Source organism: Streptomyces sp. NPDC026522 (genome assembly GCF_055567555.1).
Genome location: NZ_JBVHQF010000008.1, coordinates 299,940 through 312,575 on the forward strand (window position 1 = coordinate 299,940; position 12,636 = coordinate 312,575).

General features: G+C 73.3%; 14 protein-coding genes. 6 read left to right on the forward strand and 8 right to left on the reverse strand.

Annotation, left to right across the window (positions count from 1 at the left end; genetic code table 11):
• Positions 1-79: 79 nt before the first annotated feature.
• The 4 genes from ACZ4M3_RS22465 to ACZ4M3_RS22480 all read left to right on the forward strand — a co-directional run bounded on the left by ACZ4M3_RS22465 (position 80) and on the right by ACZ4M3_RS22480 (position 2,480).
• Positions 80-487, forward strand: a complete 408-nt coding sequence (locus ACZ4M3_RS22465) for a hypothetical protein (RefSeq protein WP_467735240.1) — start codon at positions 80-82, stop codon at positions 485-487.
• The gene (locus tag ACZ4M3_RS22470; protein ID WP_467735242.1) at positions 484-690 is read left to right on the forward strand and encodes a hypothetical protein; all 207 of its coding nucleotides are present in this window, start codon (positions 484-486) and stop codon (positions 688-690) included. Before ACZ4M3_RS22465 ends, ACZ4M3_RS22470 begins: the two co-directional genes overlap by 4 nt.
• Positions 691-792: 102 nt before the next feature.
• A complete protein-coding gene (locus ACZ4M3_RS22475; RefSeq protein WP_467735244.1) occupies positions 793-1,332 on the forward strand; it encodes a DoxX family protein in 540 nt (179 codons plus the stop codon).
• Positions 1,332-2,480: an AI-2E family transporter gene (locus tag ACZ4M3_RS22480; RefSeq protein WP_467735246.1), complete on the forward strand. Its 1,149-nt coding sequence runs from the start codon at positions 1,332-1,334 to the stop codon at positions 2,478-2,480. Before ACZ4M3_RS22475 ends, ACZ4M3_RS22480 begins: the two co-directional genes overlap by 1 nt.
• A gap of 2 nt (positions 2,481-2,482) precedes the next feature.
• Here the strand turns inward: ACZ4M3_RS22480 and ACZ4M3_RS22485 are convergent, their stop codons facing one another.
• The 6 genes from ACZ4M3_RS22485 to ACZ4M3_RS22510 form a co-directional block, all read right to left on the reverse strand.
• Positions 2,483-2,785: an SHOCT domain-containing protein gene (locus ACZ4M3_RS22485; RefSeq protein WP_467735247.1), complete on the reverse strand. Its 303-nt coding sequence runs from the start codon at positions 2,783-2,785 to the stop codon at positions 2,483-2,485.
• A gap of 113 nt (positions 2,786-2,898) precedes the next feature.
• Complete coding sequence (locus ACZ4M3_RS22490) at positions 2,899-3,573, reverse strand: response regulator transcription factor (protein WP_467735249.1); 675 nt, start codon at positions 3,571-3,573, stop codon at positions 2,899-2,901.
• A complete protein-coding gene (locus ACZ4M3_RS22495) occupies positions 3,570-4,790 on the reverse strand; it encodes a sensor histidine kinase (RefSeq protein WP_467735251.1) in 1,221 nt (406 codons plus the stop codon). Before ACZ4M3_RS22495 ends, ACZ4M3_RS22490 begins: the two co-directional genes overlap by 4 nt.
• Positions 4,791-4,886: 96 nt before the next feature.
• Positions 4,887-6,089 (reverse strand): serine hydrolase domain-containing protein, encoded by a 1,203-nt coding sequence (locus ACZ4M3_RS22500; protein ID WP_467735253.1) that lies wholly within the window; start codon positions 6,087-6,089, stop codon positions 4,887-4,889.
• 56 nt (positions 6,090-6,145) lie between these two features.
• Positions 6,146-7,525 carry a uracil-xanthine permease family protein gene (locus ACZ4M3_RS22505; RefSeq protein ID WP_467735255.1) on the reverse strand — a complete coding sequence of 460 codons (1,380 nt, stop codon included), beginning with the start codon at positions 7,523-7,525 and terminating at the stop codon, positions 6,146-6,148.
• Positions 7,522-8,649 carry an aryl-sulfate sulfotransferase gene (locus tag ACZ4M3_RS22510; protein WP_467735257.1) on the reverse strand — a complete coding sequence of 376 codons (1,128 nt, stop codon included), beginning with the start codon at positions 8,647-8,649 and terminating at the stop codon, positions 7,522-7,524. The genes ACZ4M3_RS22505 and ACZ4M3_RS22510 overlap by 4 nt, the downstream gene beginning before the upstream one ends.
• Before the next feature lie 146 nt (positions 8,650-8,795).
• Here ACZ4M3_RS22510 and ACZ4M3_RS22515 point away from each other — a divergent pair, with 146 nt between their 5' ends.
• Together ACZ4M3_RS22515 and ACZ4M3_RS22520 are read left to right on the forward strand one after the other, a co-directional pair.
• On the forward strand, positions 8,796-9,362 hold the full coding sequence (locus ACZ4M3_RS22515) for a helix-turn-helix domain-containing protein (protein ID WP_467735259.1): 567 nt from the start codon (positions 8,796-8,798) through the stop codon (positions 9,360-9,362).
• Positions 9,363-9,686: 324 nt separating this feature from the next.
• Complete coding sequence (locus ACZ4M3_RS22520) at positions 9,687-11,108, forward strand: nucleobase:cation symporter-2 family protein (protein ID WP_467735261.1); 1,422 nt, start codon at positions 9,687-9,689, stop codon at positions 11,106-11,108.
• Between the two features lie 98 nt (positions 11,109-11,206).
• Here the strand turns inward: ACZ4M3_RS22520 and ACZ4M3_RS22525 are convergent, their stop codons facing one another.
• A complete protein-coding gene (locus ACZ4M3_RS22525; protein WP_467735262.1) occupies positions 11,207-11,929 on the reverse strand; it encodes an XRE family transcriptional regulator in 723 nt (240 codons plus the stop codon).
• 379 nt (positions 11,930-12,308) lie between these two features.
• Entirely contained in the window at positions 12,309-12,572 is a 264-nt protein-coding gene (locus ACZ4M3_RS22530) for a hypothetical protein (RefSeq protein ID WP_467735264.1), read from the reverse strand.
• Positions 12,573-12,636 lie beyond the last annotated feature (64 nt).

The window sequence follows — 12,636 nt, forward strand, 5'->3', positions numbered from 1 at the left end:
CACAAAGACGCCCCTTACCGTCCTGCACGGCCGGACCCGCCAGGGGAACCGGCCCAGTCCGTACGAAGGGGATACCACCATGCTCCACAGCCGTAGGACCGCCGCCGCGATCGGCGCCGTCGCACTGACGGGCGCCCTGTTCGCCGCCGCTCCCGCGCAGGCCGACGCCGGCGCCCCGACCGCCGGCGCCTCGCCGAAGTCCGCGCCGAAGGGCGACGGCGCCAAGGCGATCTGCAAGCGACTGCCGAAGACCGAGGCCCGCGTCAACGCCGCGGTGACCCGGCTGAACGGCGACGCCACCGTCTCCGGATCGATCGCCCGGCTGGAGCAGCGCGTCGCGAACGCCAAGACCGAGGGCCACACCGAGATCTACACGTACCTCAACGACCGGCTGACCGCCCGCAAGAACCTGCTGCCCACGCTGCAGAAGCGGCAGGCGGACCTCAAGGCGGTCAGCACCTGGTGCTCCGCGCAGAAGTCCAAGTGACCGGGCGCGCCGCCGCCGGCTTCGCCGCGCTGGCCGCCGCGGCGGCCCTGCTGCTGACCGGCTGCGGGCCGGGTGCCGCCGCCCAGCCCAAGGCGCCCCAGTCGGTGTCCGGGGACGCCAAGGCCAAGGAGATGCAGGACAAGCTGGACGCCGCCGACAGCGCGGCGGACCAGGCGGACACGGACGCCACCCAGAACAACTGAGCGGCTGGGCCATTCGGCTGCGGCGGCGCGCGCGGACGGGGCGGCGGGGTGAGGCTTGCGGTCAGATCCTCCGGTTCCGCGTCTAGGGAAAGGTCCGGCCTCATGCCGCTCTGCCATCGCAAGGACCTCGCACTGCTGGCCCTGCGCCTCGGTACGGGCGGTGTGCTCATCGCCCACGGCACCCAGAAGCTCTTCGGCTGGTTCGGCGGGGGTGGCATCGACGGCACCGCCACGGCCATGGAGCAGATGGGCTTCACCCCGGCGCGTCCCAGTGCCATCGCCGCCGGGCTCGGCGAAACCGGCGGCGGTGCGCTGCTCGCGCTGGGGCTGGCCACCCCCGCGGCCGGCGCCGCGGCGGCCGGCGCGATGGCGTCGGCCGTCTCCGTCCACGCGCCCGCCGGGTTCTTCGCCCAGGGCGGCGGATTCGAGTACCCCGCCTTCCTCGGCTTCGTCGCGGCCGCGCTCGGCCTCGCGGGACCGGGCAGGCTCTCCCTGGACCACTTCACGCAGCACCGGCTGGACCGGCCGGCCGTCCTGTTGCTGGCCTTCACCGCCAGTGCGGCCGCGGCGACCGTCGTCGTCACGCGCCGGAACGCCGCCGTGGCCGCCGCGGCCGACCGGGGCCCGGACGACGGCGCGTAATGCGCAGGCGATCCGCGGCGCGCCCGGCCCGCCGGGATCCGGGCGACCCGCGCTCCCGCATCCGTACGGCTGCCCGCCGGGCCGGCGCCCGGCATCCGGCCGCGCGCCCGGCGGCGGTGGCTCCGCAGCTGGTCACGGTGGCGGGCTACGCCTGGCGGATCCTGGTCGTGGCCGGCTTCGCCTACGGCATCTTCTACGTCCTGGGCCGGTTCCACGAGGTCGCCGTGGCGGTCTTCCTCGGCCTGGTGGTGACGGCGCTGCTCCGCCCGATCGCCGATCTGCTGGCCCGGTGGGTCCCGCGGCCGCTCGCCGTCGCCTGCGCCCTGATCGGCAGCATCCTCGTGGTCCTCGGGACGCTGGCGTTCGTCGGGGAGAACGTCGCCGGTCAATGGGACAAGCTGGTGACGGAGTTCAAGGACGGCCTGGCCCGGATCCAGCCGTGGCTGGAGCATCCGCCGCTACGGGTGAGCGCGAACGCGCTCAGCGATGTGCAGGCCAGGATCGGCGAGTACCTTTCCAGCCACCGCTCGGACATCCTGAACACCGCCATCAGCGGGGCGGGCCGGCTCGTGGAGGTCTTCACCGTCGCCGCGCTGGCCCTGTTCTGCTCGGTCTTCTTCATCCACTCCGGTGACCGGCACTGGCAGTGGTTCTGCGACCAGCTCCCGGCCGGCGCCCGCCACCGGGTCGCCGTCGTCGGCCGCGCCTCGTGGCGCACCTTCACCGGCTACACCCGGGGCATCGTGCTGGTCGCCGGGACCAACGCCATCCTGGTCGGTGTCGCCCTGCTCCTCCTGAACGTTCCGCTGGCCGTGCCGCTCGCCCTGCTGGAGTTCGTCGCGGCGTTCATTCCGCTCATCGGCTCGCCCGTGGCCCTCGCGGTCGCCGCCGTCATCGCGCTGGCCACCCGGGGGCCGCTGATCGCCGCGCTGGTGATCGTACTCATCGTGGTGATCGGCCAGATCGAGGGGCATCTGCTGCACCCCCTCGTCATGAGCTGGGCCGTCCGCCTGCACCCGGTGATCGTGGCGCTGTCGGTGATCGCGGGCGCGATCGCCGCGGGGGTGGTGGGGGCGGTGGTGGCGGTTCCGCTGGTCTCGGTCCTGTGGTCGGCCGGCCAGGCGCTGCGCTCCACCGCCCCGCCCTGAGGTCAGCGGCGCCGGCCCCTGGCCGCTTCGGCGGCGGGGCCGAACTGTTCGTCCAGTACCGACAGCCGCCGCCAGTACTCGTCCTCGTCGATCTCCCCCGAGGCGAACCGGCTCCCCAGGACCGCGATCGGCCCGGGTTCGCCGGTGGCTCCGGGGCCGCCGGAGCCGGGGCGGCCCGCGGCCCACGGCCGGCCCCGCCACGCCGTGCGGCGCAGGGCCGTGACGACCGTGACGACGACCGCCGCCCAGATCAGCGGGAAGAAGAGGATCCACGGGCCGGGCCCGTCGAATGCCAGCGTGTCCATCTCGTTCAGCTCCTCGGAAGTGGTGCGTCCGTCACTTCCGAGACTCCCCCGGCGGGCCGCCCGCGTCGTCCTACGGCCGGCGGCCGTACGGATACCCCCGGCGCCGTACGCGCTCAGCCGAGCCAGCCGGGTCTGACCAGACCGGATTCGTACGCGAGCACCACCAGCTGGGCCCGGTCGCGCGCGCCGAGTTTGACCATCGTGCGACTGACGTGCGTCTTCGCGGTGAGCGGGCTGACCACCAGGCGGCGGGCGATCTCCTCGTTGGACAGGCCCATGCCCACCAGGGTCATCACCTCGCGCTCCCGCTCGGTCAGCCGCTCCAGCCCGGCGGCCCCGGCGGCCACCGCGGGCGTCTTGGAGCGCGCCGCGAACTCCGCGATCAGGCGGCGCGTCACCCTGGGCGAGAGCAGCGCGTCACCGGCCATGACCGCCCGCACCGCGCGCAGGAGTTCCTCCGGTTCGGTGTCCTTGACGAGGAAGCCGGAGGCGCCCGAGCGGATCGCCTCGAAGACGTACTCGTCGAGGTCGAAGGTGGTCAGCATGACCACCTTCACCGCGGCCAGGGCCGGGTCGGCGGTGATCGTACGGGTGGCGGCCAGGCCGTCGAGCACGGGCATCCGGATGTCCACCAGGGCGATGTCGGGGACCAGGGCGCGCACCAGCCGTACCGCCTCGGCGCCGTCGGCGGCCTCGCCCGTGACCTCGATGTCCGGCTGGGCGTCGAGCAGGGCCCGGAAGCCGGCCCGGACCAGCTGCTGGTCGTCGGCGAGCAGGACTCGGATCATCCGTCCTCCCCGGACCCGGCGCCCACGCCGCCCACCGGCCCGGTCAGCGGCAGCCGGGCCCGTACCCGGAACCCGCCGTCGGGGCGCCGCCCGGCTTCCAGCGTGCCGCCCTGGACCGCGGCCCGCTCGCGCATGCCGGTCAGTCCGTTGCCGCTGCCGCCCGCCTCCCCACCGGTGGCGGGGCCGTCGTCGTCCACGCCGAGTTCCAGCAGGCCGGGCCGGCGGCTGATGCGGACCCGGGCCGCCCGGGAGGCGGAGTGGCGGACCACGTTGGTCAGGGCCTCCTGCACGATGCGGAAGGCGGCGAGGTCGGTGGCCGGGGGAAGGGCGCCCGACTCCCCCTCGACGGTGACCGCGAGCCCGGCCGAGGCCGCCTGGGCGACGAGTTCGGGGAGCCGGCCGAGCCCGGGGGCGGGGGCGCGGGGGGCCTCGCCCGGCGCCCGCAGGCTGTCCAGGACCTGCCGGACCTCGCCCAGTGCCTCCTTGCTCGCCGCTTTGATGGCGGTCAGCGCCGTACGGGCCTGCTCGCGGTCGGAGTCGAGCAGGGCCAGGCCCACGCCCGCCTGGACGTGGATGACGGAGAGGCTGTGGGCCAGGACGTCGTGCAGTTCGCGGGCGATGCGCAGCCGCTCCTCACCGGCCCGGCGGCGCTCGGCGGCCGCCCGCTCGGCGCGGTCGCGGGCCCACTGCTCGCGGCGTACCCGGATCAGCTCGCAGGCGGCGAGCACCGCGATCACCCAGGCGGTGACGCCCGCCTCGGTCCCCCAGCCCACGGGTCCGTCGCCGGGCGGCGGCAGCCACCGGTACAGCCAGTGCCCGATGAGCAGGTGGCCCGTCCACAGCACGGCGGCGGCGGTCCAGGCCGCGTACCGGTGGCCGGCGAGGACGGCGGCCAGGCAGGCCATAGCCACGCTGATGAAGACCGGGCCGTACGGGTAGCCGCCCGCCAGGTACCCGAGGGTGACCGCGCAGACGCCCGCCAGCACGGGCACGGGGTGGCGGTGGCGCCAGACCAGCAGCACGGGACCCAGTAGCAGCAGGAGCCGGCCGGTCGCGCCGAGCGGCTCGCTGCCGGGCTGGAAATGCGCAGCCCAGCCGCTCGCGACCTCCGCGACCACGGCCACCAGCAGCGCCGACCGCCACGGCAGTCCGCCGGGTCCGGGCCGCTTCGCCCGCTCCGCCCACCGCGCCGCGCCGCGCCGCCGCCACTCCTCCATGCGGCCACGCTAGACGGGCGGCCCGGTCCCCGTCGTCCGCCGGACGGGGCGACCGGGCGTACTCCCCGGGGAGTACGCCCGATGGGGGCGGCGGGTTCAGCGGGTGGTCAGCGGGTGGTCCGGGGCGAGCACCTCGGCGATGCGGGCGGCCACCGTCTGGCCCGGGTTCTCCTCGGTGGCCCGGGGGCCCTGCGTGGTGCTGACGGCGATGGAGAGCCGCTGCGCCGGGAGGTAGGCCTGCACGGCCGCGTAGCCGCTGAACGACGGGTTCTGGAGGATCCAGTCGTGGACGACGAGGACGCCGAAGCCGAAGTGCTGCGCAGCGGTGTTCTTCAGGCAGACGTCGGCGGGGCAGGTGTCGCTCTTGCCGCCGAGGCCGACCGTGCCGGGGTCGAGCAGTGTCCTGAGCCCCTGGGCCGAGAGGAGTTCGCCGCTGCCGATGGCCCGGGCGGAGCGCGCGACGTCACAGATGTCGCTGGTGAGGACCGCGCCGGCGGCGGTCGTCCAGGACGGGTTCCAGTAGCTGGACTCCTCGTAGACGCCGCGTTCGGAGGTGAAGGCGTGCAGCGCGGGGGCCGGGATGTCGGGAGTGAAGCCGTTGTGCGTCCCGTGCAGGTCGAGCGGGGTCAGGATCCGTTCGCCCAGCAGCCGGTCCAGACGGGTGCCGGTGATCTTCTCCAGGGCGGCTCCCAGGATCTGGAAGTTGGCGTGCGAGTAGCTCCAGCTGGTGCCCGGCCGGTACCAGAGCGGATGGGCCGTGGCGATGTCGACGGTGTCGGAGAAGGTCCAGTGCCGGAAGGGGGCGGCTTCGAGTTCGGTGAGGAACTTCTGGTCGGTGACGTAGTCGTGGAGGCCGGAGGTGGAGCTGCCGAGCATGCGCAGGGTGATCTCGGAGGCGTGCGGCAGCGCGGGCAGCCAGCGCGAGACCGGGTCGTCCAGGCTCACCTCGCCCTCGTCGACGAGCTGGAGCAGGACGGTGGCCATGTACGCGATGGCGACGGAACCGGAGCGGAAGTGCATGGCGGGGTCGGCGGGAACGCCCGTCATGGACTCCCCCACGGCGCCGGTGACCACGTCCCGGTCGCCCGAGACCACCTTGAAGATCACCGAGTTCAGGTGCAGGTCCTGGGCCGCCTGCCGGACGACGTCCCTGACCCGGGCCGCTTGACCGCCCTGGCTCTCCGGGGAGGAGACACAGGACCGTGGCGCGCTGGCGGCGGCCGGGTGGGGAATGCCGGCGGGCAGGATCGCGGCGACGATTCCGGCAACGCAGAGCAACGCCGTTCGGGTACGCCTCACGCTCCTCAGTATCGGCGGAAGGCCTGCGCCGCGCCCCTTTGTGCCCGGCTTGGAGGTCAGTTCACACCCGCCGGACCGGCCCTCCGCGGCGGGGCGAGGCGGCGGAAGAGGGCGTGGAGCAGCACCGCGGCGAGCGTGCCCGCCACCACCCCGCTGCCGAGGACCGTCCGGGCCCAGCCGGGGAACCCCTGGTACAGGTCGGGCGCGAGCAGCGGCAGCAGACCGGCCGTCAGGGCCAGGGCCGCGACGGTCGCGTACGAGGTCCCGCCCGGGGCCGGACCGGGTTCCGGCAGCGCCCGCCCCAGCATGGTGACACCCATGACCACGATGATCCCGTAGATCACGAGCGCGGATCCTCCGACGACCGCCGGCGGGATCGCCGCCAGCAGCCGGGACAGCGGCGCGAGGAGGCCCACCACGACCAGCAGCGCGCCCGCCCCCGCGGTGACGAACCGGCTGCGCACCCCCGTCAGACGGCCGATGCCGATGTTCTCGGCGCTGGTGACGAGCAGGGAGGTGCCGAAGAGGGCGCCGAAGACCGAGACCAGCGCATCGGCCCGGGCGACGCGCGGCACATCACGGCCCGGATCGGGTTCCCGGCCCACCGTCTCGCTGTTCAGCACGGTCTGGCCGGTGACCTCGGCGAGGGTGGTGAGGCTGAACACGAGCAGCGGCAGGGCGGCGAGCACGTCGAAGTGCGGTGCCCCGTACGGGAGGAGGTGCGGGAGCGCCGGGGCGCCGAGGCTGCCGCCGCCGGCCGGCGTGAAGGTCCCGAGCCCCGTGGTGAGGGCGATCAGGGCGCCCGCGCCCATGCCGAGCAGCACCGCCGTCTGCCGCCAGATGCCGCGCAGCACCAGGAGCAGCAGCACGGTGGCGCCGATGGTGGCGGCCGCCAGGACCACCGCCGAGGGAGCGGCGTACCCGGGGGCGCCGCGCGGTCCGGTGATCAGCTGCGCGGCGACCCGGATCATCGCGATGCCGATCAGCAGCACCGTGGTGCCCATGACCAGCGGCGGGAAGAGCCGCACGATGCTGGCGTAGAACGGGAGTACGGCCAGCAGCAACGCCGCGGCGAGGAGGACCGAGCCGGTGGCCGTCGCGGGACCGTGGTCCTGGGCGATCTGGAGGAACAGGGCGGTCGCCGCCCCACCGGGCAGCATCACGAACGGCAGCCGGGCCCCGATCCGCCAGGGCCCGAGGGACTGGAGCAGCGCGCCGGCCCCGCACAGCAGGAGGGTGGCGCTGAGCAGGGACGCGGTGCGCGGGGCGTCGAGTGCCAGGGCCTGGCCGGTGAGGAACGCGGTGGAGACGGGCGCGGCGATCATGGCCAGGACGTGCTGCGCGGACAGCGGTACCAGCCTGCGCAGCGGCAGCCGTTCGTCCACCGGCCGCACGGACTCCGGCGGGCGGGCGGCGAGGGTGTCCGGCGCGCTCACGAGGCGGTCCCGGCCTTCAGCCACGGCAGCTCCCGCGCGGAGTAACGGTAGGCGCGGAAGACGGCGTTGGGCTCGGAGGGGAACAGGCCGCGCACCTCGGATTCGCGGTAGCCGCCGAAGTACGGGACCACGTACTCCCAGCACAGGTACCCGTCGGGGGTCACCTCGAAGAGCCTGCCGGAGGGTGAGTCCGTGACGAGCGTGTTGCCGCCCGGAAGGCGTTGGGCGCTGCCCATGAACGGGGCGAAGAACGCCTCGCGCGCCGGGTCGTGGTACTCCCAGACGACCTTGCCCGACGACCGCTCGATCTCGATGACGCGCGAGTACGGCACGTCGTGGCCGGGGCGGAAGACGCCGTTGTCGAAGACGAGCACGTTCCCGTTGTCGAGTTCGGTCGGCGCGTGCTGCTGGGAGACGACGCCGGGCTCGGTGCGCCACAGGATCCGGCCGGTCTCGCGGCTGATGACGACGACGGCGGACACGCTGCGCAGGCTGGCCAGGATGTTGCCGTCGGCCAGCGGCAGCACGCTGTTGACGAGGGGCCAGTGCTCGCGCGAGTACGCGGGGTGGAGCGCGTACTCCTCGCGGTCGAGGTGTTCGGCGGCGCTCCACTGCCAGGTCACGGAACCGTCCGCGGCGACCTCGCGGATGGTGTCGGCCCATACGGTGGCGTCCGTCTCGGAGCCGGGCACGCCGCCGCGCACGGCCTCGGCGTCGGCGCCGCGCAGCGGTTCGAGCGCGGTGTACAGGAGGCGGCCGTCGCCGAAATGGTGTGCGTCGTGGTGCTGGAGCGGGTCGCGGTGCTCGCGCAGGACCGTGCCGTCGGGGGCGGCTTCGAGCATCACGCCTCCCCGGTACTTGTGCCACATCGGGAACAGGGCCGGTTCGCCGGGGAGCACGCCGCTGTAGGCGAGGTTCCCGTTGGCCAGGATCCGGGCGTGCCGGCCGGGGCGGTAGGGGAGCTTCCACTGGTGCACCACCGTGCCGTGCGGGTCGATCAGGTAGACCTCGCCCGCGCCGGTGAGCGGGGCGAAGAGGGTGTAGCCGCCCTCGCTGACCTCGGGGTCGAGGGCGATCAGGCCGGTGCCCCGGCGGCGGCGGGAGTTCTGGTCGACTGCGGACATCCGGATCCTCCTGTGAAACTTTCTTTGATGACACCAACTGGGTTAGAAGGTAGCGGCGCAGTGTTGCGGCACTGTGACGGCCGTGCGAAGCCGCCCGCGGACTGCGAGAAGATGATCCGCAGAGCGGACCGGAACCGAGGAGCCACGTGACAGACGAAGCGCCCGCCCCACGGATCGGGGCGGGCATCCGCCGGCGGCGCAGGAGCCTGGACCTGACCCTGGCCGAAGTGGCCGCCTCGACCGGCCTCTCTTCCCCGTTCCTCAGCCAGGTCGAGAACGACCGGGCCCGGCCGAGCATGCGCTCGCTCCAGCTCATCGCGGACGCCCTGGAGACCACCGCGGTCCAGCTGATGGCCGCGGCCGAGGCCCCGCGCCGGGTGGACATCGTGCGCGCCGGCGCCGACGGCGCACTGGATCCGGCGGCCCGGGTCCGTCCGCTGGTGCGCGGTCACCACCAGATGCACGCCCTGGAGTTCACCGGGGACCACGACGCGGACCGGGCGTTCGAGCACCGCAACGACGAGCTGATGTACGTGGCCGACGGCACGGTGGAGGTCGAGGCCGACGGGCGCACGCACCGGCTGGGCCGGGGTGACACCCTCTACCTCACGGGCGGGATCCGGCACCGCTGGCGTGCGCTGGAACCGGGCACGCGGGTGTTGCTCGTCGCCGTGGCCGACCACATCGAGGCCACCCCGGACCCGCGCGCCTGACCCCGCCGGGCCGCCTCGGGATCGCGCTCCCGGCCACGGCCCCGGCAGGGGGCCGCAGGTTACTCGCGAGGAAAGCCCACATGTGGCTATGGTGAGCGCCCTCGGTCAAAGACTCCTTCGGATCCCAAGGAGAAGCGCGCCTTTGCGCGCTGATCGAAGGGCGTCCTGCCAATCCAGGGCCCACATCCCAGTGCAGAGCGACGCGCTGTCGGCAACACCGCCCGGCGTCGGCTCAGTACGAGCCGACCTGCCCTCGCCCCGTCACCCCCGGCGCTGGAGGGCGGCGGTCTTCTCATTCACCTACCTCGCGAAGGCAAGGCAGAGATGGCACGAGTCACCCGACAGTCCTCCCGGCACCAGCAGACGCATCCCGTCGACGAGTTGCTGCCGTTCCCCCAACTCGCCCTGTACGGCTTCCAGCACGTCCTCGCGTTCTACGCGGCGGCCGTCATCGTTCCCGTCCTCCTCGGCAGCGCCCTCGGGCTCACCCGCCCCGAACTCGTCCACCTCATCAACGCGGACCTGCTGACCTGCGGGATAGCCTCGATCATCCAGGCGCTCGGCGTCTGGAAGATAGGGGCCCGGCTGCCGCTGGTCCAAGGCGTCACCTTCACCGCGGTCTCCCCCATGATCGCCATCGGCCTCGGGGCGGGCGGCGGCACCGCCGGACTGCTCGTCGTGTACGGCGCGGTGATCACCGCGGGCATCGCGACCTTCCTGTTCGCGCCCGTGTTCAGCAAGCTGGTCCCGTACTTCCCGCCCGTCGTCATCGGTACGATCCTCACGATCATCGGCATCACCCTCATCCCGGTGGCCCTCCAGGACGCGGCCGGCGGAGCGCGGCTGATCGGCACCCCCGCCTACGGGGAGCCGAAGAACCTCGCGTACGCCCTGGGCACCCTCCTCTTCATCCTGGCCATGGCCCGCGTCGGCAAGCCGTTCCTCAGCAGCGTCGCCGTGCTGCTCGGCCTGGTCGGCGGCACCGCCGTCGCCTGGCTGCTCGGGGACGCCGACTTCTCGGCCGTGGGCGACACCGACTGGTTCGGGGTCACCACCCCGTTCCACTACGGCATGCCCCGGTTCGAACCGCTGCCGATGATCGCCATGCTCGTCGTCATGCTGATCACCATGGTGGAGACCACCGGCGACGTGTACGCCATCGGCGAGATCACCCGCAGGCGGGTCGACACCGACACGGTCGCCCGGGCGCTGCGGGCCGACGGCGCCGCGACGGTGCTCGGCGGGATCCTGAACTCGTTCCCGTACGTGGCCTTCGCGGAGAACATCGGCCTGGTGCGCATGTCCAAGGTGATGAGCCGGTACGTGGTCGTCGCGGCCGGGGTGTTCATGGTCCTGCTGGGGCTGCTGCCCAAGGCGGGCAGCCTGGTCGCCTCGATCCCGAATCCGGTGCTCGGCGGGGCCGCGCTCTCCATGTTCGGGATGGTGGCGGCGGTCGGCATCCAGATCCTGGGCAAGGTCGACCTGCGCGAGGAGCGCAACGCCCTGATCCTGGCGGTCAGTCTGGGCGCGGCGCTGTTGCCCACGACGGTGGCGCCGTTCTTCGAGCGGATGCCGGACGACGTCCGGGCCGTGCTCGACAGCGGCATCACGCTGGGCGCGCTGACGGCGATCGCCCTGAACCTGCTGTTCAACGTCTTCACCAGCCGCTCCACGATGGAGATCGACTGGGACGACATCGAGGACGACGGCGTCGTCGAGCCGCACTACGCGGCGGGCGCCGGCTGAGCCCGTACGGCCGAAGGCGCCGGGCCGGGGCGGACCTTCGGGTCCGTCCCGCGCCCGCGCGTCCGCCCGCGGGGCGGCTGCGGGGCGGCGGCAGTGGCTCAGCGGTCGCCGAGCGGGAAGGGCGACGCGTCGCCCGCCTCGCCGATCAACTCCCAGAAGTGGTCCACGAGTCGGCGCAGGTACGCCGACCGCTCGGCGGCGATCTCCTTGAGCCGGGCGTCGTCGTTGCGGGCCACGAGGTGCCCCATGTACCGCTCGGCGAAGTCCGCGAACTCCGCGTGCATGGTGCGCAGCGCGTCCCCCACGCTCGTCGCGTCGACCACGACGATCTCGGCGACCGGCCCCACGCAGGCCTTCCACCGCCCCTCGACCGCCGTGCGCAGGAGGCCGGCCAGTTCGTCGATGCGGCCCATGATCCCGGTGAGCGCGCGCAGTGACAGGCCCAGCGCTTCCACCAGCGCCCGGGTCTGCCAGGTGTCCCCGTTCCAGTGCCGGCCGGCTTCCGCCGCCCGGTACTCCTCGGGGTCCATGCCTATCCGGTAGGCCAGCCGTTCCACCGTGAGCTGGCGGGCGAGGCGGAACTCGGCGAGGGTGCGCGGCGCGACCCCCATCAGCGTCGTGGTGTCGCACCACAGGGCGTTGGCGAGCGCGAAGAGCTGCTGGTCGGTCGGCGCGTAGGAGCCCAGCTCCCAGGCGGCGACCAGTTCGGGGTGGACGGGGGTACCGCAGGCCGCCATCGACTGGGCCACCTGGGCGGTCGTCAGGCCCACGCGTTCGCGTGCGGAGCGGGCTTCTGCGGGGGAGAACGGAGTGCTGTACACGTACAAGACACCTCGCAACGCCCTCGAAGGATGAGTGTCCGAGGGGAGACGGATTGGTGGATGAACATCCAGGAGCGGGCACACTAACAGACGTTCCTTCGGTGTGATCGCCCATACCCCTTGGATACGAAGGCGTGATCCGCGCTCCGCGAATGATCATCAAATGCGGGGTCCGAAGCCGCCGCTCATCCCCCGGCGTCCAACTCATGTCACTGTCCATGGCGGCGCACCCCGGCACCGGTTTCCGCCACAGCGGCAGGTCCGCCGTCCGCCGCGCTCGCGCATGATCGGTGCGCACCGACCGGAAGGAGCGCGTCCGCATGTCAGCCGATGACCGGCCGCGAGGTGTCGCGCGGGCCGAACGCCCCGTCCGGGCGGCTCAGGCGCCGATGGTCCCGCGCACCCCGCCGAGTGCCTCGTCGAGGGTCGGGGCGATCAGCTCGTGGCCGGTGAACCCGTCGTCCGTTCCGGGGTCGACGGTCCAGCCCCACCCCGAGGAGTCGTCGCCGTCGATGGTGGCCGTGTGCTCGCCGCACGTCACCGTGATGGCCAGGTTCCCGGCCGGGAAGGCGGTCACGTCGGCGTGCGCCTCCTCGCCCAGGATGCGATGGACGGCGGCACGGGCGGTCTCTACGGTGGTCATCAGCGGGCCCTCCTCGCAGACGGCGGGTACCGGTACACCTCCAGTACACCCCGCACCGGACCGC